The sequence below is a fragment of the Streptomyces sp. NPDC001663 genome, assembly GCF_042893105.1.
In the GTDB taxonomy this organism is placed as follows: domain Bacteria; phylum Actinomycetota; class Actinomycetes; order Streptomycetales; family Streptomycetaceae; genus Streptomyces.
In genome coordinates this window covers 199,616-220,040 of sequence record NZ_JBIAUR010000008.1, presented here as the reverse complement: position 1 = coordinate 220,040, position 20,425 = coordinate 199,616, and the positions used below count along the sequence as shown (strand labels likewise).

At 72.3% G+C, this 20,425-nt stretch carries 19 protein-coding genes and 1 riboswitch; of the genes, 9 read left to right on the top strand and 10 right to left on the bottom strand.

Annotated features, from left to right (window positions below):
* Positions 1 to 29 precede the first annotated feature (29 nt).
* The 3 genes from ACFY1L_RS26170 to thiO form a co-directional block, all read right to left on the bottom strand.
* Positions 30 to 824: a thiazole synthase gene (locus ACFY1L_RS26170; protein WP_388828986.1), complete on the bottom strand. Its 795-nt coding sequence runs from the start codon at positions 822 to 824 to the stop codon at positions 30 to 32.
* 3 nt (positions 825 to 827) lie between these two features.
* Complete coding sequence (gene thiS / locus ACFY1L_RS26165; RefSeq protein ID WP_388828983.1) at positions 828 to 1,028, bottom strand: sulfur carrier protein ThiS; 201 nt, start codon at positions 1,026 to 1,028, stop codon at positions 828 to 830.
* A complete protein-coding gene (gene thiO, locus ACFY1L_RS26160; protein ID WP_388828980.1) occupies positions 1,025 to 2,179 on the bottom strand; it encodes a glycine oxidase ThiO in 1,155 nt (384 codons plus the stop codon). The genes thiS and thiO overlap by 4 nt, the downstream gene beginning before the upstream one ends.
* A riboswitch (TPP riboswitch) is annotated at positions 2,177 to 2,288 on the bottom strand. Its footprint overlaps the gene before it by 3 nt.
* Before the next feature lie 53 nt (positions 2,289 to 2,341).
* Here thiO and ACFY1L_RS26155 point away from each other — a divergent pair.
* The 6 genes from ACFY1L_RS26155 to ACFY1L_RS26130 all read left to right on the top strand — a co-directional run bounded on the left by ACFY1L_RS26155 (position 2,342) and on the right by ACFY1L_RS26130 (position 7,329).
* Entirely contained in the window at positions 2,342 to 2,686 is a 345-nt protein-coding gene (locus ACFY1L_RS26155) for a hypothetical protein (RefSeq protein ID WP_361256422.1), read from the top strand.
* Between the two features lie 72 nt (positions 2,687 to 2,758).
* The gene (locus ACFY1L_RS26150) at positions 2,759 to 4,000 is read left to right on the top strand and encodes an NAD(P)/FAD-dependent oxidoreductase (protein WP_388828977.1); all 1,242 of its coding nucleotides are present in this window, start codon (positions 2,759 to 2,761) and stop codon (positions 3,998 to 4,000) included.
* Positions 4,001 to 4,064: 64 nt separating this feature from the next.
* A complete protein-coding gene (locus ACFY1L_RS26145; RefSeq protein WP_329340128.1) occupies positions 4,065 to 4,436 on the top strand; it encodes an Rv2175c family DNA-binding protein in 372 nt (123 codons plus the stop codon).
* Between the two features lie 182 nt (positions 4,437 to 4,618).
* The gene (thiE, locus tag ACFY1L_RS26140) at positions 4,619 to 5,278 is read left to right on the top strand and encodes a thiamine phosphate synthase (protein ID WP_388828974.1); all 660 of its coding nucleotides are present in this window, start codon (positions 4,619 to 4,621) and stop codon (positions 5,276 to 5,278) included.
* 120 nt (positions 5,279 to 5,398) lie between these two features.
* Positions 5,399 to 6,322, top strand: coding sequence for a methylenetetrahydrofolate reductase [NAD(P)H] (metF, locus tag ACFY1L_RS26135; RefSeq protein WP_388828971.1), 924 nt, complete (start codon positions 5,399 to 5,401; stop codon positions 6,320 to 6,322).
* Between the two features lie 56 nt (positions 6,323 to 6,378).
* Positions 6,379 to 7,329, top strand: coding sequence for a hypothetical protein (locus tag ACFY1L_RS26130; RefSeq protein ID WP_388828968.1), 951 nt, complete (start codon positions 6,379 to 6,381; stop codon positions 7,327 to 7,329).
* A 37-nt stretch (positions 7,330 to 7,366) separates the two neighbouring features.
* Here the strand turns inward: ACFY1L_RS26130 and ACFY1L_RS26125 are convergent, their stop codons facing one another.
* The 4 genes from ACFY1L_RS26125 to ACFY1L_RS26110 all read right to left on the bottom strand — a co-directional run bounded on the left by ACFY1L_RS26125 (position 7,367) and on the right by ACFY1L_RS26110 (position 12,784).
* A complete protein-coding gene (locus ACFY1L_RS26125) occupies positions 7,367 to 8,875 on the bottom strand; it encodes a phytoene desaturase family protein (protein ID WP_388828965.1) in 1,509 nt (502 codons plus the stop codon).
* A gap of 441 nt (positions 8,876 to 9,316) precedes the next feature.
* Positions 9,317 to 9,955: a TetR/AcrR family transcriptional regulator gene (locus ACFY1L_RS26120; protein WP_388828961.1), complete on the bottom strand. Its 639-nt coding sequence runs from the start codon at positions 9,953 to 9,955 to the stop codon at positions 9,317 to 9,319.
* 47 nt (positions 9,956 to 10,002) lie between these two features.
* Complete coding sequence (locus ACFY1L_RS26115) at positions 10,003 to 12,087, bottom strand: YhgE/Pip family protein (RefSeq protein WP_388828954.1); 2,085 nt, start codon at positions 12,085 to 12,087, stop codon at positions 10,003 to 10,005.
* Complete coding sequence (locus tag ACFY1L_RS26110; RefSeq protein ID WP_388828951.1) at positions 12,059 to 12,784, bottom strand: ATP-binding cassette domain-containing protein; 726 nt, start codon at positions 12,782 to 12,784, stop codon at positions 12,059 to 12,061. Before ACFY1L_RS26110 ends, ACFY1L_RS26115 begins: the two co-directional genes overlap by 29 nt.
* Before the next feature lie 161 nt (positions 12,785 to 12,945).
* Here ACFY1L_RS26110 and ACFY1L_RS26105 point away from each other — a divergent pair, with 161 nt between their 5' ends.
* The 3 genes from ACFY1L_RS26105 (at position 12,946) to ACFY1L_RS26095 (ending at position 15,150) form a co-directional block, all read left to right on the top strand.
* Positions 12,946 to 13,512, top strand: a complete 567-nt coding sequence (locus ACFY1L_RS26105) for an SAV_6107 family HEPN domain-containing protein (protein ID WP_388828948.1) — start codon at positions 12,946 to 12,948, stop codon at positions 13,510 to 13,512.
* A gap of 198 nt (positions 13,513 to 13,710) precedes the next feature.
* The gene (locus ACFY1L_RS26100) at positions 13,711 to 14,481 is read left to right on the top strand and encodes a methyltransferase (RefSeq protein WP_388828945.1); all 771 of its coding nucleotides are present in this window, start codon (positions 13,711 to 13,713) and stop codon (positions 14,479 to 14,481) included.
* Between the two features lie 276 nt (positions 14,482 to 14,757).
* Positions 14,758 to 15,150: a DUF3040 domain-containing protein gene (locus tag ACFY1L_RS26095; protein WP_099928183.1), complete on the top strand. Its 393-nt coding sequence runs from the start codon at positions 14,758 to 14,760 to the stop codon at positions 15,148 to 15,150.
* Between the two features lie 181 nt (positions 15,151 to 15,331).
* On the opposite strand, the gene ACFY1L_RS26090 is transcribed toward ACFY1L_RS26095, so the two are convergent.
* Genes ACFY1L_RS26090 through ACFY1L_RS26080 form a run of 3 tightly spaced genes read right to left on the bottom strand, consistent with a single transcriptional unit; the run spans position 15,332 to position 20,261 of the window.
* Positions 15,332 to 17,851, bottom strand: coding sequence for a DUF3488 and DUF4129 domain-containing transglutaminase family protein (locus tag ACFY1L_RS26090; RefSeq protein WP_388828941.1), 2,520 nt, complete (start codon positions 17,849 to 17,851; stop codon positions 15,332 to 15,334).
* Positions 17,848 to 19,221, bottom strand: a complete 1,374-nt coding sequence (locus ACFY1L_RS26085; RefSeq protein WP_388828938.1) for a DUF58 domain-containing protein — start codon at positions 19,219 to 19,221, stop codon at positions 17,848 to 17,850. The genes ACFY1L_RS26090 and ACFY1L_RS26085 overlap by 4 nt, the downstream gene beginning before the upstream one ends.
* Positions 19,221 to 20,261 (bottom strand): AAA family ATPase, encoded by a 1,041-nt coding sequence (locus ACFY1L_RS26080; RefSeq protein ID WP_388828935.1) that lies wholly within the window; start codon positions 20,259 to 20,261, stop codon positions 19,221 to 19,223. The genes ACFY1L_RS26085 and ACFY1L_RS26080 overlap by 1 nt, the downstream gene beginning before the upstream one ends.
* Between the last annotated feature and the right edge of the window lie 164 nt (positions 20,262 to 20,425).

Below are 20,425 nucleotides of genomic sequence, written 5' to 3'. Positions count from 1 at the left end.
CCGACTTCCGGATCTTTTCGAACGTCCGTTCAGAACGCGGGGCGCTCGGGATCCAGGTGCGCGCGCCCCTCGTGGGGCGAGGACGCCTCGGCGAAATGGCGGCGCGGGATGCGGCCCGCCCGGAACGCCAGCCGGCCCGCGTCCACGGCGTGCTTCATGGCCTCGGCCATCAACTGCGGCTCCTGCGCCCGCGTCACCGCCGAGGCGAGCATCACACCCGCGCACCCCAGCTCCATCGCGAGCGCCGCGTCCGACGCCGTACCGGCGCCCGCGTCCAGAATCACCGGTACGCGCGCGTGCTCGGTGATCAGCTGGAAGTTGTGCGGATTGCGGATGCCGAGCCCGGAGCCGATCGGCGAGCCCAGCGGCATGATCGCCGCACAGCCGACGTCCTCCAGCTTGCGCGCCAGCACGGGGTCGTCGTTCGTGTACGGCAGCACGGTGAAACCGTCGTCGACCAGGGTCTCGGCGGCGTCCAGCAGCTCGATCGGGTCGGGCAGGAGGGTGCGCTCGTCGGCGATGACCTCGAGCTTGATCAGGTCGGTGCCGAGGGCCTCGCGCGCCAGCCGTGCGGTCAGCACCGCCTCCCCCGCGGTGAAGCAGCCGGCCGTGTTCGGCAGCACCTGGATGCCGAGCTTCTCCAGGACGGACAGGACGGAACCGTGCACCGAAGGGTCGACGCGGCGCATCGCGACCGTCGTCAGCTCCGTGCCCGAGGCCACCAGCGCCCGCTCCAGCACCTCCAGGCTGGGGGCACCGCCGGTGCCCATGATCAGGCGGGACGTGAAGGACGTACCGCCGATGACAAAGGGGTCGTCGGCCATGGTTCAGCCTCCTTGGACGGCGGTGAGGACCTCGACGCGGTCCCCGTCGGTCAGGGACGTCGACGGCCACTGCGCGCGCGGGACGACGGTTTCGTTGAGGGCGGCTGCCACTCCGGAGGGAGCCGGGGTCAGCGCGCGTACGACGGTGTCGAGAGCCGTGCCGGGAGCGAACTCCCGCGGCTCTCCGTTGACGGAGATGTTCATACGGGCTGCTCCATGAGCGCGAAGCGCTTCGGGGTGAACGGGCGGGCCTCGTCCGGGAGCTCACCGGTGGCCAGGGCGTGCGCCAGCGCGTCGCCGGTGACCGGCGTGAGCAGCACGCCGTTGCGGTAGTGGCCGGTGGCCAGCAGCAGTCCGGGCAGCTCCGTCGGGCCGAGCAGCGGGGCGTTGTCGGGGGAGCCGGGGCGCAGGCCCGCGCGCGTCTCCGTCAGGGGCAGTTCGGTGATCCCGGGGACGAGTTCGTGCGCGTCGCGCAGCAGCTCGTACACCCCGCCCGCGGTGACCGTGGTGTCCCAGCCCAGCTCCTCGCTGGTCGCGCCGATCACCAGCTCGCCGTTCTCGCGCGGCACCAGGTAGACGTGGCTGCCGCGGACGACGGCACGCACGGTGCGGCTCAGGAACGGCGCGAACCGCTTCGGCACGGTCAGTCGCAGCACCTGCCCCTTCACCGGCCGCACCGGCGGCAGTGCGTCGTCCGGGATGCCCGGCAGGCGCCCGCTGAGGCTGCCCGCGGCCAGCACCACCTGGCCCGCGCCCAGCTCGGCGCCGTCCGCCGTGGTGACGCCGGCGGCCCGGTCCCGTACGACATGGAAACGCTCGGCCCACACCCGGTGGAACACGACTCCGGCCCGCTCGCAGGCGGCCACGAGCGCGCGTGCCAGGCGCCGCGGGTCGATCTGGTGGTCGCCGTCGACCCTGAGCCCCCCGCGCACGCCCGGCGCGAGCATCGGCTCCAGGCGCCGGCAGTCGCGCCCCGACAGCCACTCGGACTCCAGGCCCGACTGCCGCTGCAGGGCATGCAGTTCGCGCAGGTGGGCGCGGTCGTCGGCGTCCAGCGCGACGGCGAGCGTGCCGCACTGGCGGTAGCCGAGGTCGAGCCCGGTGACCTCGGTGAGCTCGGCCGCGAAGTCCGGATAGCGGCGGGCCGAGGCGAGGTTCAGGCCGAGCAGGGTCTGCTCGCCGTAGTGCAGCTCGGTGACGGCGGCCAGCATCCCGGCGGCCACCTGGGCGGCCCCGCCGCCCGGTTCGGGGTCCACGACGGCCGTGGCGAACCCGCGCTGAGCGGCGCGCCAGGCCGTGACCAGGCCGATGATTCCGCCCCCGATGACGAGGACGTCTGACGTACGTGACGACATGGGCGTCCAGCCCCTCCCTTCGCCGGCATGACCCGGATCAGGTTCGTACGGTCGGAGGCCGCCAGCCTCCCTCTCAGCCCGGTGCGTCCGGGCTCCCGCGAGTGCTTGTACGTTGGCCACCCTAGCCCGCCCCCCGACGCCTCTGTAAGGGAGCCTCCTGTCATGCCCCGCTCGCTGGACGGCCTCGTCCTCGCGCCCGTCGCCGACCAAGCCCCAGGTCAGGTGGGTACCCGTACGCGCTTCACGTACCACGAGAAGGACGGCGAGATCTGGGCCGAGTACGCGGGCGGCGACGTCGTACGCGGGCACCTTGTGGGTACTCGGTCGGGTGACCGGCTGGACTTCCGGTACGTGCAGCTCAAGCACGACGGGACGACGTCCTCGGGACACTGCGTGTCGACGGTGGTGGAGCTGCCGGACGGACGGGTGCGCCTCGAGGAGACCTGGGAGTGGGAGTCGCAGCCGGGCAGCGGGACGAGTGTGGTGGAGCAGGTCGCCGACGCCTGAGCCGGCCCTTGTGCAGCAGGTCACGGCGCACGACTCCTGACTGACAATTTGTCAGTTGTCTATGGTGATCAGGTGAGCGAGCAGACACGGGACGCGAGCACGGCACCGGGACGGCGCGTGGTCGTCGTCGGCGCGGGCATGGCCGGTGTGCAGACCGCCGTCGCCCTGCGCGAGCAGGGCTTCACCGGCACCGTCACGCTGATCGGCGCCGAGCCCCACCAGCCGTACGACCGGCCACCGCTGTCCAAGGCCGTCCTGCTCGGCAAGTCCGAGGGCTCCGCCTTCGACGTCGACTTCGAGGCGCTCGGCATCGAGCTGCAGCTGGGGCGGGAGGCCCTGGGCGTGCGCTCCGCCGAGCACGAACTGGACACCGAGGCCGGGCCCGTCCCGTACGACGTCCTGGTCCTCGCCACCGGCGCCGAACCGATCCGGCTGCCGGGCGCCGAGGGCGTGCCCGGAGTGCATCTGCTGCGCACCCTGGACGACGCCGAGCGGCTGCGGCCCGTGCTCGCCCGGCAGCACGACATCGTGGTGGTCGGCGCGGGCTGGATCGGCGCCGAGTTCGCCACGGCAGCGCGCGAGGCGGGCTGCGCGGTGACCGTCGTCGAGGCCGCGGACCGGCCGCTCGCGGGCGCGCTGCCCGCCGAGGTGGCGGCGCCGATGACGTCCTGGTACGCCGACGCCGGCGCGTCGCTGCGTACGCACGCGCGCGTGGAGCGCATCGAACCCGGCTCGGTCGTCCTCGACGACGGCGCGCGGCTGCCCGCGGGCGCGGTCGTGGTCGGCATCGGCGCGCGCCCCGCCACGGCCTGGCTCGCCGACTCCGGCATCGACCTCGGGGTGCACCGCGAGGTCGTGGCCGACGACCACCTGCGCACCTCGGCACCGGACGTCTATGCGGTGGGCGACTGCGCATCCTTCCCTTCGGGAAGGTACGGCGAGCGCCTGCTGGTCCACCACTGGGACAACGCCCTCCAGGGCCCGCGCACGGTCGCCGCGAACATCATCGGCGAGGCCACCGGGGAGCCGCCGGCGGTCTACGACCCCGTCCCGTACTTCTGGTCCGAGCAGTTCGGCCGCTTCGTCCAGTACGCCGGCCACCACACCTCCGCCGACACGACCCTGTGGCGCGGCGACCCGTCGGGCCCCGCCTGGTCCGTCTGCTGGCTCCGTGACAACCGCCTCGTCGCCCTGCTGGCGGTGGGCAGGCCGCGGGACCTGGCGCAGGGCAGGCGGCTGATAGAGGCGGGTACGCCGATGGATCCGGGGCTGCTGGCGGATCCGGCACGGCCCTTGAAGGCGGCCACGGCGTAACGCGAAACCGCTGGTCGGACGATCCCGGCTTCCGACTGTCAGTGCGGGATGGCAGGCTTGTTCCGTGACCGAGATTGACGCAAAGATCGATGCTCTCGTCCCCGCCTGGCTCACCCTCCCCGACATCGCAGAGATGCTCGATGTCGAGGTGACGCGTGTGCGGCAGCTGGTCAAGGAGGGCCAGCTCATCGCCGTACGCCGTGGCGAGAACCGCGCACTGCACGTCCCCGCCGCCTTCATCGACGGGGCCGAGCAGAAGGTCGTCAAGGGCCTGACCGGGACCCTGACGCTCCTGCGGGACGACGGCTTCTCCGACGAAGAGATGCTGGAGTGGCTCTTCACCCCCGACGACAGCCTGCCCGGCACCCCCGCGCAGGCGCTCAGCGAGAATCGCGGCACGGAGGTGAAGCGCCGGGCCCAGGCGCTCGCCGTCTGACCCGAACAGGCCTGACCGAACAGGCCGACTGAACACCGTCCGGCGTACGGGCCGTGGCCGGCGAGGGCCACGGCCGCGATCCACCGCGGCCGAGCGAGCCATGCCTGTGGTTCACTACGGCCCGGTCGCGGCCGACCGCACCGGTCCGCGGCCCGTATACCACCGACACCGGGGGACCCTGCATGCCCGTCACGTCCGGCGCCGACGCTCGCGCCCAGCTCTCCGACGCCCGGCTCTACCTCTGCACGGACGCCCGCAGGGAGCAGGGCGACCTGCCCGAGTTCCTGGACGCCGTCCTGGCGGGCGGCGTCGACATCGTGCAGCTGCGCGACAAGGGCATGGAGGCGGCCGAGGAGCTGGAGCACCTCAAGGTCTTCGCCGACGCCTGCGCCCGCCACGGCAAGCTCCTCGCCGTCAACGACCGCGCGGACGTCGCCCACGCCGCCGACGCCGGCGTACTCCACCTCGGCCAGGGCGACCTCCCGGTCCCCGCGGCCCGTGCGATCCTCGGCGGCGACGTCCTCATAGGCCGCTCCACGCACGCGGAGGCGGAAGCCGAGGCAGCCGCCGTCCAGGAGGGCGTCGACTACTTCTGCACCGGCCCCTGCTGGCCGACCCCCACCAAGCCCGGCCGCCACGCACCCGGCCTCGACCTGGTCCGCCACACCGCGGGCCTCGGCACCGACCGCCCCTGGTTCGCCATCGGCGGCATCGACCTCGGCAACCTGGACAAGGTGCTCGAGGCCGGCGCCCGCCGGGTCGTGGTGGTCCGCGCGATCACGGGGGCGGACGACCCGGGCGCCGCGGCGGCGGAGTTCACGAAGCGGCTGCGGCAGGCCTAGGGACGGCCCACTGCCTCCGGTTGTCTCACGTTTGTCCAAGGGGTGGACAACAACTCGACAAATCGGGCAAATTTCCGACGTCCGGTTGGGGGACCGTCTGCCCCTGGCTAACCTGCGGGTATGGCCCTCGGAACCGCATCCACCAGGACTGACCACGCGCGCACCGTCCGCGACATGCTCGCGACCGGCAAGGCGACGTACTCGTTCGAGTTCTGGGCTCCCAAGACGGAGAAGGGCGAGCGGAACCTCTGGAACGCGCTCCGCAGGGTCGAGGCCGTGGCCCCGAGCTTCGTCTCCGTGACGTACGGCGCGGGCGGCTCTACCCGCGCGGGCACGGTGAAGGCGACCGAGCAGATCGCCGCCGACACCACGCTCACCCCGGTCGCCCACCTCACCGCGGTCAACCACTCCCTCGCCGAGCTGCGCAACATCATCGGCCAGTACGCCGACGCCGGGATCCGCAACATGCTCGCCGTGCGCGGCGACCCGCCCGGCGACCCCATGGGCGACTGGGTGCCGCACCCGACGGGCCTGACCTACGCCGCCGAACTCGTCCGGCTCATCAAGGAGTCGGGCGACTTCTGCGTCGGCGTCGCGGCCTTCCCGGAGATGCACCCGCGCTCCGCGGACTGGGACGCGGACGTCACCCACTTCGTCGACAAGTGCCGGGCCGGCGCCGACTACGCCATCACGCAGATGTTCTTCCAGCCCGAGTCCTATCTGCGGCTGCGTGACCGAGTCGCCGCGGCCGGCTGCGAGACGCCCGTCATCCCCGAGGTCATGCCGGTGACCAGTGTGAAGATGCTGGAGCGGTTGCCACAGCTCAGCAACGCCCACATCCCCTCCGCCCTGAAAGAGCGGATCCTCACAGCAAAAGACGATCCGACCGCTGTACGCTCCATTGGCATCGAATTCGCCACGGAGTTCTGCGCGCGGCTGCTGGCCGAGGGAGTGCCCGGACTGCACTTCATCACGCTCAACAACTCCACGGCGACGCTGGAAATCTACGAAAACCTGGGCCTGCACCACCCACCGCAGGCCTAGACCGGCCGCACGGGTATACGACACACTGCGTAGCGGCGACTGGGAGAGGGGCGTACATGGGCTGGACGGTCCTCTACATCGCGTTCGGAATCGTCGCGCTGTGGCTGCTCGGTGAGGTGCTGCTGCAGTACAAGGCGCGGCTGCGCTGGCGGCTGCTCGCCTTCGCCGGCTTCCTGGGCGTCGTGGTGGGTGTGCTGATCCCCTCCGTGATCGTCATCGGCCTGGGCGCGGCCGCCTTCGCGGTCGGCCAGACCTACGTCACGCTGTCGTTCCGCCGCGGCTTCGCCTCCGGCTGGGCGGTCAGCCGCTCGGGCCTCGGCGGCAGCAGCAAGCGCCGCCGCGGCGAGCCCGACCGCCAGGACCCGACGCTGGAGGTCTCCGACCTGGAGCCGGGCGAAGGCGGTTACGGCGACACCGGCTCGTACAACCGCGACAGCGTCGCCTACGGCCAGGACGACGAGTACGACCGCGACGACGTCTTCACCCCCGCCCGGCCCGCGGCCGCCGAGACCACCGCCGTGTACGAGCCGCAGCCCCTGCCCGACGACACCGGCTCCTACGGCATATACAACGACTCCGCGTACGCGGCCGCCGCCGACGCGAACACCGGCCAGGGCCAGTACGCGACGGCCGCCCAGGGCGTCGACCAGAACTACGCGTACGACGGCTACTCCGGCTACGACCAGCAGCAGTACGGCTACGACACCACCGGTCAGCAGCAGTACGCCGCCTACTCCGACCCGTACATCGGCACCCAGACCTACGGCGGCGGCTACGACACCTCGTACGGGCAGTACGGCCAGCAGGCCTACGGCCAGGACCAGTACGCCACCGGCACCTACGGCGGCGAGACCCCGTCCGGCGGCGTCTGGGTCCCGCAGCAGCGCACCGACGAGACCTACGGCGGCGAACTCCCGCAGGAGCAGCCGTACCCGTACCAGGGCAACGGACAGCAGCAGCAACAGCAGCAGGGCGGCGCCGGGTACGACGAGCAGTACCGCTTCTGAGGCTCCCTCCTTCTGAGGCCCCCTCAGCGGCAGGCGCTCACTGAGAGCCCCGGAACTCCGGCCCCTCCACGACCAGCCCCGCCACCAGCGCGCCCGACATACCCGCGTGCGCCAGTCCGCCGCCGGGATGCGACCAGCCACCGGCGGTGAACAGGCCCGGTATCGCAGTGCAGTTGGACGGGTGCAGGGTTCCCTCGGCGGACGCCAGCGAGGGCGGGGGGACGGCGCCACCCTCGGCCCCCGTCTCCCGCTCGGTGTGCACGGGGGTACGGACCTCCCGCCACAGCGTCCGCTCCCGCAGCCCCGGTACCGCGCGCTCGGCGGCGGCGACCATCCGGTCCGCGAAGGCGTCGGCGGCTCCCGGCGCTGTCCAGTCGTACCCCGTCCCGGACGGCACTGTCGCGGTCAGCACCACGGACTCATGCTCGGCGTCGGGGCGCAGGACCGGGTCGTCCGGGCGGTCGACCCGGACCGTGGGCCGCTCGGGCGTCCTGCCCGGACCGAACAGGGACAGCTCGTCCGCCGCGGCCGGCGCGTGCACCACCGTGCGGTGCACGGCATCGGGCTCCCGTCCGCCGCGCAGCGCGAGGCAGACCACCACCCGGCCCGGGTGCAGGTCCTCGGCGCCGGGTCCGAGGTCCTTCGCCCCGTACAGCTCCCGCCCCGGCACGAGGCCGCGCAGCCGCCAGGGGCCCGCACCGACCACCGTGTCCGCCTCCGTCACCGTCCCGTCGGCCAGCTCCACGCCGGCCGCGCGGCCGTCCTTCTCCAGGACCCCGGTGACCTCCGCGCCGAAGACGAATTCGACCTTCCGCGCCAGGCACCGCTCGTACAGCGCCCGCGCCAACTCCCGTATGCCGCCCTGCACATACCAGGTGCCGAAGGCATGCTCCATGTACGGCAGCACGGCCGCGCTCGCCGGGGCGGTGCCCGGGTCGACGCCGTACGCGAGGGCGTAGCCGTCCAGCAGCGCCGCGAGGCGCGGGTCGCGCAGCTCCCAGGCGCCGATCTCGGCGAGCGTGGTCGCCCGACGTGTGCGCAGCAGCCGCTTGTGCGGGACCGCCGGGTACGGCTCGCGCTCGGCCAGCACCGACCAGTTGGGCCACAGGGGCTCCTCCAGCAGCGGCCGGCGGGTGCGGTCCCAGGCCTCGCGGGCCCGCACCAGGAAGTCGCCCCAGCGTGCGCCCGCGCCCGCCCCGAGCGCCTCGTCCAGGGCGGCGACGACGCCCGCGCGCGAGGCGTTCGGCAGCGACACCTCTGTGCCGTCCGCGAAGACGTGCCTCGAGGACGGGTCGACCTGGACCAGCTCGACGCACTCCTCCAGCGGCTGCTTGCCGGTCTTGATGAACAGGTCGCGGTACACAGCCGGCAGCGTCAGCAGCCCGGGGCCGGTGTCGAAGCCGAACCCGTCCCGCTCGAACCGGCCCACCGCACCGCCGTATGTCTCCGTGCGCTCGTACACCGCCACCCGGTGGCCCGCGACGGCCAGCCGGGCGGCGGCCGCCATCGCGCCCATCCCGGCGCCGATCACCGCAATCCGTCCCATGCCTGCGACTTTATCGACCGCCACTGACAGTCACGGCACGAGTGGTGCGGATGAGGGGAGTACCGGCGCGGGGGCGTTCGTAACCAGTGGGCAACGGAGCGTTCTGGGGGTGAGTGCGCAGGGCTGAGTATCCGTACCTAGTGAGTGAGTTGAGTACGCGCGCGGATGGGCCCCGACCTGCGTGAACGAGACAGTGGAGACACGGAAAAGGGGCACGGCTCCGGAACCGGCGACACGGGGCGCCGGAACGGGGCGGCACCGGATCCGCTCCTTCCGCCGGCGGTTGTCGGCGGGAGCGAGGCACGGGGGACCCGGGGGAACGACCGAAACGGGGGCCCAACGGGGGGACCAGGGGGAAGTACGGGGGAGTACGAGAAGGCGCCGGTTCGAGGTGGCCCGCGGGGGACGCGGCCACATCGGACCGGCGCTTTCGTATGTCGTTCAGCGCTCCTGGCGGTGACCGCTCACGCGCCCCTGGAGCAGCCGGGACAGCGCCGCGTGGACATCGTCCAGGGAGCGCTCCGGCTGGAAGGACTGCCAGTCCAGCGCGGCCACCAGAACCATGCCGACCAGCGCGGAAGCTGTCAGCGACACATCGATCTCGTCGCTGAACTCGCCGTTGTCCACACCCTCGCGCAGCACACCCTCGACGACCGCCACGGCCTCCTGCCGCACCACCATCAGCGTGGACTGCCAGGCCCTGTTGGTGCGCCACAGCTCGGCCACGTACAGCTGAGTGAAGGCCGGATAGCGGTCGATGAAGACGAGGCCGGCCCGGACCATCGCGTCCAGGGCGTCCACCTTGCTGCCGCCGTCCCGGGCCGTCCGCTCGGCCGCTTCCCTCAGGGAGGCGGTGAGAAGTCCCACACCGTGCCGCAGCAGCTCCTCGAAGAGGACGGACTTGCTCGCGAAGTTGTAGTAGACCGTGCCCTTCGCGACCCCGGCCCGTTCCGCGATCTCGTCCACCGTGGTCGCGGAGAAGCCCTGCTCGGCGATGAGAGTGACGGCCGCCTCGTAGAGCTTCTGCCGGGTGGCCTCGCGGCGGGTGCTGACGCCCGGCGTGGCGCTGCTGCTTTCCATGGTCCTGATTGTCACAGGAGCCGTCCCCGGAGAAGTCACCTGCGTGCTCACAGGCTCAGCTCCGGGTGCAGCCGGTCCAGCGTCCACACCTGACGCCGGCGGGCCGACACCGCGGTCAGCGCGAGGGCGCCCGCGGTGAACGCGACGAGCACCACGCACGCGTGCCACACCGGTCCCAGGCCGCCGCCCGTGATGAGCCTCCTCAGAGCCTCCACGACGTAACTCATCGGCAGGAAGGGATGGATCGCGTTGAAGAAGCCCGGACTGGTCTGCACGGGGTAGGTGCCGCCCGCGGACGTCAACTGCAGCATCAGCAGGGCGAGTACGAGGATCCGGCCCGCCGCCCCGAAGCGTGCGTTGAGCCACTGCACGATCGCCGCGAAGCACGCCGTCACCAGGCACAGGAAGCCCACCGTGCCGGCCGCCCGCACCATCTGCAGACCGATCGCCCAGTGCAGCACCGACATCAGGGCCACCGTCTGCAGCACGCCGACCGCGACCACCGGAAGCCAGCCCGCCAGCGCGATCCGCCACGCCGAGGCGCCCGCGGCGAGCGCGCGCCGGTTCATCGGCGGGATCAGCATGTACGCCACCATCGCGCCCACCCACAGGGAGAGCGGGATGAAGTACGGGGCGAACCCGGTGCCGTAGTTGGGCGCCTTGTGCAGGTCCTTGGAGACCAGCTGGACCGGATCGGCCATGACCTCGGTGCGCTGATCGCGGTCCTTCTTGGCGTAGTCGGGGATCTTCCCGGCGCCGTCGTGCAGCCCGCCCGCGAGCTTCCCGGAGCCGTCGACGAGCTTGTACATGCCGCCGTTGAGGGTCTCGGCGCCCGTCTTGAGCTTGCCGACGCCCTCGTCCAGGTCTCCGGCGCCGCTGTCGGCCGTGCCGAGCCCCTTGTGCAGCTTCTTCGCGCCCGCGGCGACCTTCCCGGCTCCCTCGTTCAGCTTGTTGATCTTCGATACGGCGTCGTCGAGGTCCTCGAAGAGATGCGGCGCGCGGTCGGCAAGCGCCTGAGCCTGCGTCTGCAGGGTGGCCAGGCTCTTGTCGAGCTTCTTCAGATCGCCGTCCTGGTCGCCGATGAGCGTGTTCAGGTCGTCGGCGACCGTCGCGACGTCCGCGGCCGCGTCCCTCGCCTTCTTCAGGTCGGAGCAGGCCGGATCCGGCAGTACGGCGTCCTCGCAGCGCGCCTTGTAGACGTCGTCCAGCGTGTCGGAGGCGGTGTGGGCGCCCTTGGCGGCGGCCGGAGCCGTCTTCACCAGGGTGTCGAGGTTGTCGCGGATCGCCTTCGAGGAGTCTGCGACCAGCTGGGCGGTGTCCCCGATGGTCTTCTCGTTGTCCTTCAGGAACGGGCCCACCTTCTTGTCGACCCCGTTGACCTTGTCGGCGAGCGTCTGCGTGCCCGCCGCGACCTGCCTCGAACCGTCCTCCAGGTCGCCCGCGCCCGTGTCGAGCTTCTTCAGGCCCTTGGACAGCTTGCCGCTGCCGTCCTTGGCGTCCGTCAGCCCGTCGGCGAGGTCCTTCGAGCCCTTCTCCGCCTTCCCGATGCCACCGTTGAGCTTGTCGGCGCCGTTCGCCGCCTTCACCGTCGCACCGTGGATGTCGGAGAACGAGATGAAGATCTTGTCCAGGAAGGTCCGCGACGTCTTGGTGGACGCAGCCGTCCGCACCTCGCTGAACACCGTCCGCGAGATCTGCCCGACGATGTAGTTGTTCGCGTCGTTCGTACGCACCTGGAGCGCGCCCGTCTCCGGGGAGTCGCCCGCGCTGGAGGCGATCCGCCGGCTGAAGTCGGCCGGCATGGTCAGCGACAGGTAGTACCTGCCGTCCTCCACGCCCGCGCGTGCCTCGTCGGCGCTCACCTCGTGCCAGTCGAAGACCTGGCTGTCGCGCAGCCCCTCGGTGATGTCGTCGCCTGCCTCGACCTTCCTGCCGTCGGCCGTCGCCCCCTTGTCGTCGTTGACGAGCGCCACGGGGATGCGGTCCAGACGGCCGTACGGGTCCCAGAACGACCACAGGTACAGGGCGCCGTACAGCAGCGGCAGCACCAGGAGCGCCACCAGGGCGGCCCTCGGCAGCTTGCCCCTGCCGAAGCGCCTGAGCTCAAGAGCGGCCAGTTTCGGCGAGCGCATCGGCCTTCTCCTTCCCCGCGGTGGTGACGACGACGGTGTCCTCGGGAGCCTCGCTGCACACCGCCAGGACGGTCGTCCCGGACTCGGCGATCGACCTCAACAGCGCCCAGGCCTCGGCCCGTTCGGCGTCCGAGAGCTTGAGGTCGGTGTCGTCGACGCCGAGCAGCCGGGGACGGCCGAGCAGGGCCAGCGCGATGGACAGCCGCAGCGCCTCCAGCCGCTCGAGATCCCGTACGGCCGTCCGGGTGCCCTTGGGCAGCGCCGCCCGGTCCAGCCCGGCGGCAGCCAGCGCGGTGTCGATCCGCAGCTGAGCCTGAGCAGCCCGCTCGGCACGCGGCCGCAGCAGCGCGCGCAGCGAGTCGCCGAACCTCCGCTGCAGCAGCGCCCGTTCGCGCAGGTGCTCCCCGACGGTGAGCGCCGGGTCGAGGTCGGTGACCCCGGCGACGTTGGCCGGTGCACTGACGCGGCGCACCGCCGCCAACTGCTTCGGCAGCCGTGCCCCGCCCACGGTCGCCGTCCCCTCGGTGGCCTTCATCCGCCCGGTGAGCGCGAGCAGCAGGCACGTACGGCCCGAGCCGGACGGTCCCTCGATCGCGATCAGCGTGCCGGGCTCCGCGTCGAACGTGACGTTGCGGAAGGCCCAGCCGCGAGGGCCCCTGAGCCCGAGGCCATGGGCCGTGACACCGGTTCCGGACACGGTCCCCCCATCCCCTGAATTTGAACTGACTGGTCAGTGCAAAAACTATCCCGAACCTTAGATCGAAGCAAAGGCGCAGGTCAGAACGGATTGTCAGTGCCATACCGCACGATGGACACATACGGCCACAGCGCCGTCACAAAGACGACAGGAGGTTCGTCATGGCCAGCTACCACGCAGCAGCCGCCCGCCGGCGCCGCGCCACCGGCCCTGCCCCCTCACTGACCGGTCCGGCCAGCGACGTGCACCCGGTGCTGCGCCGGACCGCCGCCCCGCCCGCCGCCCTCGACCTGCTCGCCCAGGCCCGCGCCGGACTGGACGAGGCAGCCGTCCTCGAAACGCCCAACGAGCGCTACGCCACGGCCCATCTCGCCGCCCTGCGCACGGCCGCCGCCGTGCTCGCCGCGCGAGGCCGCCCGGAGCCGAGCTCCCGACGCAGGGCTCGCATCAGGAGCGCCTGGGAAGTGCTCCCCGAAATCGCGCCCGAACTCACCGAGTGGAGCGCGCTGTTCGCCTCCGGGGCCCGGCGCCGCGCCCGGGCCGAGGCCGGCATCCAGGGCGCGGCCAGCCGCCGGGACGCCGACGACCTGATACGCGACGTGGCGATGTTCCTGCGCCTCGTCGAGCGGATGCTGGTTCTCCAGCCGGTCCTCCCACAGCCGCGCCAGGACGCCGACCACCCGCAGGCCGACCCGGAGGGCGACCGCGACTTCCCGGACACCGGCTGACCGGTCCGCCGTACGGGACTTCGGCGGCGTCCGCCGTGTGAGACGTCCGCCGGGGCACGTCACCGTGGTGGCCGGGTGCGGCCGCGGAGGCAATAGGGTGGAGGGCGCCTGAAGCCTTCCTCCCGCACCCCGGGCCGGGGAGGCGTCCCGTTCGCTCCGCCGTGCAAGGGGCGGTGCCGCGCCGAGGAGTCAACTGCCGTGTCGGACCCCACGCGTCCCCGCGCCTCCCTCCGTACCGCCGTGGTCTGGGAGGTCCTCCAGGACGCCCTCGAGCGCCGGGTCAAGGCCACGGGACGCCAGGCGCTGGACGTCCTCGACACCGGGGGCGGCAGCGGCAAGTTCGCGGTGCCGGCCGCCCGCCTCGGCCACCAGGTCACCGTCGTCGACCCCAGCCCGAACGCGCTGTTCGCGCTGGAGCGCCGCGCCGCCGAGGCCGGCGTCGCCGACCGCGTGAAGGGCGTCCAGGGCGACGCCCACGGGCTCTTCGACGTGGTCGAGCGCGGCGGCTACGACGTCGTGCTGTGCCACGGCGTCCTGGAGTACGTCGACGACCCGGCCGAGGGCGTGCGCAACGCGGTGGCCGCCCTGCGGTCCGAGGGCGTCCTCAGCCTGCTCGCCGCCGGCCTCGGCGGCGCCGTGCTGGCGCGGGCCCTCGCCGGCCACTTCAAGGAGGCCCGGCAGGCCCTCGCCGATCCGAACGGCCGCTGGGGCGAGGGCGACCCCGTGCCGCGCCGCTTCACCGCCGAGCAGCTGACCGGACTGGTCGAGGGCGCGGGCCTCAGGGTCGGCGCCGTGCACGGCGTGCGGGTCTTCGCCGACCTCGTCCCGGGCGTCCTCGTGGACACCGAGCCCGGCGCCGTGGAGGCACTGCTGAAGCTCGAGGAGGCGGCGGCCGAACTCCCCGCCTTCCACTCCGTGGCCACCCAGCTCCACGTGCTCGGTGAGACACCGGGGGCGGCCGAGGCCTGAGCCGCCTCCCGCGTCGCGCCGCTGATCAGGGACTTGGGTGCGGATGGAGTACGCCACAGGCCCCCCGATCGGGCGTCCAGCGCCGTATGATCGAGGGAGACCGCCCGGCATGACGGGTCGGCCGCTGGGGAATGCAAGATTCAGCGAGCCGGGACGTCCATGGCGGGTTCCGGTTGGCCAATTGGCGCAGAGGGGCGGGTTTCACGGGGGCGATTCCCTGCCTATCCTGAAGGGACCCCCGGGTCGCCCCGGCGACCGCACGATGAGGAGGACTCCGTGCCGCTCTCGGAGCACGAGCAGCGCATGCTCGAGCAGATGGAGCGAGCGCTGTACGCCGAAGATCCCAAGTTCGCGTCGGCGCTCGAGGGAAGCGGGCTGCGTACGTACACCCGGCGGCGGGTCTACCAGGCGGTCGCGGGCTTCCTCGTGGGTATCGCGCTCCTCATGGCTGGAATGGTCGCCAAGCAGGTCTGGCTGAGCGTGGTGGGCTTCCTCGTCATGCTGGGCTGCGCGGTTCTCGCTGTGACCGGCTGGCGCAAGGCCCCCAAGCCGGGCGAGCAGCCCGCCGCAGGTGCCCCGCACGCGCGCCGTCAGGGCCGGCAGAAGCGCTCCATGATGGACCGGATCGAGCAGCGCTGGCAGCGGCGCCGCGACGAGCAGGGCCACTAGCGCCTCTTCGCTCGACGAGCAGCTCCCAGATGTAGTTGAGGGGGTGACCACCCGAGGGTGGGTGGTCACCCCCTCACGCGCGCCCGGAACAGGGGCCCGGAACAGGTGCACGGTGCCGGGACCACAGGAGTCGGCCCCGGCCCCGGAGAAGAGCCGGGACCGGGGCCGAACGTTCGCACCGTCAGCCGCTCTGCTGCCCGGACGGGCGCCGCAGCCGCACCAGCACGCTCGACCAGCTCTCGGCCGTGCGGGCCTTGAAGGCCGTCCAGCGGTCCATGACGTCCCACACCGCGCGGATCGCCGACCGAGGCGCCACAATCGCACGCACCCGCGTGGTCCAGTTGACCCTCGCCCGCAGCGCCGCCCGCATCCTGCGCACTTCCTCGGCGAGTCCCGGCACCGCCTGCGGCTCCGGCGCGAACAGCACCTGTTCCACGGCACCGGCCACTCGGTGCACCGACTGGGCCGTCGCCGGGTCCAGCTCCCCGAGCCGCACGATCCGCGCGGCCGCCTTCCGCGGGGTCAGCGCGTCGTCCGGCACGATGCCGTAGTCCCAGGCCGTGTCGGTGAGCTCCCGCCAGACGGCCAGGACGTACCCGGCGGCGACCTCCGCGGCGAACCGCGCGTCCGCCTGCACCGACATCGGCGGGGCCGACACATCGACGTCGTCCGTGGTCGTCTCACCCGCGCCCCGTCTCCTGCGCTCGCCCTTGCCCAACGTCAGGCCGGACGAGGCGTGCTGGGCCGAGGCCAGCCGCACCGAACGCCGTCGCAGCCGCCACAGCATGGGCAGCAGCGGCAGCGCGACCACCAGGAGACCAAGCAGCGTCCACGCGGCGATCTGGTACCAGGGGGGACCGTCGGCACCCGGCTTGGCCGTGTCCAGCGGGAGCGCGCCGGCGCATGCCTGGTCCTTCTTGTCCTGCACCGAGCAGCTGGTGCTCGCCGAGGGGGCCGTCGAGGAGGACGAACCCGCAGTCTGCGAGGGCCGCACGACATCCGGGAGGCTGTTGCCCGGCGTGTCCGACTGCGTGTACGAGGGAGTCACGCCCCGGTTCGGCGTCGGCTCGAAGCGGGTCCAGCCCACGCCCTCGAAGTACAGCTCGGGCCACGCGTGCGCGTCCTTCAGGCCCACCGAGACCGAGCCGTCCGCCTGCGGAGTACCGGGGGCGAAGCCCACCGCGACCCGGGCCGGTATGCCCAGGGTGCGGGCCATCGCCGCCATCGCGAAGGAGAAGTGGACGCAGAAGCCCTCCTTGTCCTTCAGGAACTTGGCGATCGCCTGCGGGCCGGTGCCGACCTGCACCTGGGTGCTGTACTGGAAGCCGCCGGTCAGGGCGAAGTAGTCCTGGAGTTTGACCGCCTTCTCATAGGGGTTGGCCGCCCCCTTGGTGACCTTGCGGGCGGTCTGTGCGACGACCGCGGGCACCGAGTCCGGCACCTTGGTGTAGTCGCGCTCCAGCGAGGCGGGCGGCTCCGGCGCGTTGGCGAGCTGCTCCGCAGTCGGCTGCACGTCGAGGCTCTTGACCAGGTAGGTCTTGCCGCGTGTGGTCTGGCCGTGGTCGCCGACGAGCGTCATGCCCACCGGTTCGTAACGCCACTTGCCCTCGATGTCCACGCCGCTGGGCGGATAGGGCATCGGCAGCCAGTCCTGGGCGTACCAGTCGGCGGCCGAGATACGGGTCTGGATCTCCGCGCGCTTGACGTCCGGGCCGAGGCCGTTCGGCGTCGGGAAGTCGTTCGGCACGGCGACGATGTGCCGCTTGGACGGCTTCCAGGTGTTGCCGTCGAAGTCGTCCAGCGACACGATCCGCAGATACAGGTTCGAGATGTCGTTGCTGTTGGTCTTCAGGGACAGGACCTGGCGGTCCTCGTCCACGTTCAGACTGTCGCGCAGCGACACCAGCGGGTTCACCGCGGAGATGGTGCCGCCGCCTCCGGTGCCGGAGCCCACGCCCGTCCTGGCGGCGTCCAGCAGGCCGCCGCTCATCGAGGGCAGGGCGGCCGGCACCACCAGGGCGAGGCCCAGTGCGACCACGCCTATGCGCCGCCCGGTGCGGATCGGCGCCACCGCGCCGGGCTCCCCGCCCGGAGCGCGTGGCCCGCCGCCGAAGACCCGGCCCCACTGGGAGAGCCGCTCCCGCCCCTCGGCCAGGAGCAGGAGGAGATAGCCGGCCGCCGCGACCAGGAACCACAGCCAGTCCGCGCCGCCGTCGGACAGCCCGGCGGCGACGGAGTACAGCGCGAGCAGCGGCAGCCCGGCCGGAGCCGCGCTGCGGAACGTCACCGCGAGGGTGTCCACGGCGAGCCCGATGATCATGACTCCGCCGATCAGCATCAGCCGGATGCCGTCGGACTCCAGCGGCGCCGGGATCGCGTACCGCGCGATGTCGTCGCCGCCCTGTTGCAGCAGGTCGGCGATGTGACGGAACGCCTCCGGGCCGGGGACGAGCCCTATGAACGCCTGCTGCCGGGCGAAGACCAGCGTCAGCAGCATCAGCGTGACGAGCGCCTGCGCCGCCACCGTCAGCGGCCGCGCGAGCGGCACCCGGCGGGTCACCGCGCCCACGCCCGTCTGCACGCCCAGCAGGAACGCCACCTGCAGGATCCAGGTGGCCGGTGAGACCAGCGGCAGCAGGGCGCAGGACGCCATCAGCGTGGCCGCCCAGGCGCACAGCGCCAGTCGTGCCCGCCCGCTCATGACCTCGCCCCCTCACCGTTCGTCCCGCCCGTCGCCGCGAGACCCGCGCGGTCGCGGTCCGCCTGCCGCCACAGCTCGCTCAGCGAAGCGCCCCGCGGCACGCTCACGGCCGTCCAGCCGGCCTCCCGCAGCATCCGCAGCCGCTCCTCACGCCTGTCCAACGGCCCGGCCACATCGGTCGGTTCCCGCACCCACACATCGCTGTCCAGGAGGAACGCGACGGCGCCTCCGCTGCGCTGCCGCATCTTGGCGACCACCGCCGCCTGTTCCTCGTCGAGGTCGCCGAAGAAGGCCACCAGCAGCCCTTCGTTCCCGCCGCGCAGCACGTCGTACGCCCGGGACAGACCCGTGCCGTCCGAGTGGTCGACCACCGCGAGGGTGTCCATCATCAGCCCCGCGGAGTCGGCCGTCTCCTGGCTCGCGCCCGCGAACCCCTCGGCACCCTCGCCCGGCACCGAGGTGCCCGTGTCCGTCAACAGCCGTACGGAAAAGCCTCGTTCGAGCATGTGCACCAGGACGGACGCCGCACCCGACACGGCCCACTCGAAGGCCGAGTCCGGGCCCGCGCCCTCGAAGGCGATGCCCCGGGTGTCCAGCAGCACCGTGCAGCGGGAGCGCTGGGGCTGCTCCTCGCGGCGCACCATCAGCTCGCCGTAGCGGGCGGTGAGGCGCCAGTGGACGCGGCGCAGATCGTCGCCGTAGCGGTAGCCCCGCGGGATCACGTCGTCCTCGCCCGCCAGGGCCAGCGAGCGCTGCCGCCCGTCGCCGTACCCCTTCGCCTCGCCGGTCAGCCGTACCGGAGGCAGCGCCTCCACGCGCGGGATCACCGTCAGGGTGTCGTACGACGAGAAGGAACGGGTCAGCTCGCACATGCCGAACGGGTCGGTCAGGCGCAGCTGCAGCGGGCCCAGCGGGTAGCGGCCGCGCAGGTCGGAGCGGACGCGGTAGGACACCTCGCGGCGGCCGCCCGGCTCCACCCGGTCCAGCACGAAGCGGGGCCGCGGGCCCAGCACGTACGGCACCCGGTCCTGGAGCATCAGCAGGCCCGTGGGCAGCCGCGAGACGTTGTCCATCCGCAGATGGACGCGGGCCTCGCTGCCGGCGGGCACGCGCGCGGGGGAGAGGCGGCGGCTGCCGGCCACTCGGTAGCGCGTGCGGTACAGGAACAGCGCGCACACCAGCGGCAGCACGGCGAGCAGCAGGCCGACCCGCAGCAGGTCGCTCTGGCCCAGGACGTAGGCGCAGATGGCGGCCGCGATCCCGGCCGCCAGGAAGGAGCGTCCGCGGGTGGTCAGACCCGCCAGGGCCGTACGGATGCCGCCCTTGTCGCCCCGGTCGGCCTCCGCGTGCCCCGTCCCCCCGGAGGTCATCACAGCCTCCGCGGCGGCTGCTGGGGGTACGCCGGAGCGCCGTGGCCCAGGCCGCCGAAGCCGCTCTGCTGCTGGGGCGCCGCGGGCACCGCGGTGCGCTGCAGGATCTCCTGCACGACCTGCTCCGCCGTACGCCGGTTGAGCTGGGCCTGCGCGGTGGGCAGCAGACGGTGGGCCAGGACGGCGACGGCGAGCGCCTGCACGTCGTCCGGCAGGGCGTACTCCCGGCCGCTCAGGGCTGCGGACGCCTTCGCCGCGCGCAGCAGGTGCAGCGTCGCGCGCGGCGAGGCGCCGAGTCTGAGGTCGGGGTGGTTGCGCGTGGCGGCGACCAGGTCCACCGCGTAGCGCCGGACCGTTTCCGCGACGTGGACGCCGCGGACCGCCTCGATCAGCTTCACGATGTCGTGCGCGTGCGCCACCGGCTGCAGGTCCTCCAGCGGGGACACTCCGCCGTGCACGTCGAGCATCTGCAGCTCGGCCTCCACGCTGGGGTAGCCCACCGAGACCCGGGCCATGAAGCGGTCGCGCTGCGCCTCGGGCAGCGGGTAGGTGCCCTCCATCTCGACCGGGTTCTGCGTGGCCACCACCATGAAGGGGCTGGGCAGCTCGTAGGTCGTCCCGTCGATGGTGACCTGGCGCTCCTCCATCGACTCCAGGAGCGCCGACTGCGTCTTCGGCGAGGCGCGGTTGATCTCGTCGCCGATCACGATCTGCGCGAAGATCGCGCCCGGCTTGAATTCGAACTCCCGGCGCTGCTGGTCCCAGATGGACACACCCGTGATGTCCGAGGGCAGCAGGTCCGGCGTGAACTGGATGCGTCGCACCGAACAGTCGATGGACTTGGCCAACGCCTTGGCCAGCATGGTCTTGCCCACGCCAGGAACATCCTCGATCAGAAGATGTCCTTCAGCGAGCAGTACGGTCAGCGAAAGCCGTACGACCTCGGGCTTGCCCTCGATCACTCCTTCCACCGAACTGCGGACTCGCTCCACAGTGGCAGTCAGATCTGTAAGGCTCGCTCGATCGTCATAGGTCGTCACCCGGCCCTCCTCGGCCCGTTCTTTCTCCGGGCCGACGCTCTGCTGTGCGGACCGGCCCACCCCTGGAACACGGACACCACGCGTGGAAAGTTCCGCGTGATGCCACACACCGCATTCTTGCTGCCGTTACCGATTCGTGTCACTCGACTGTGGACAACTGGCTG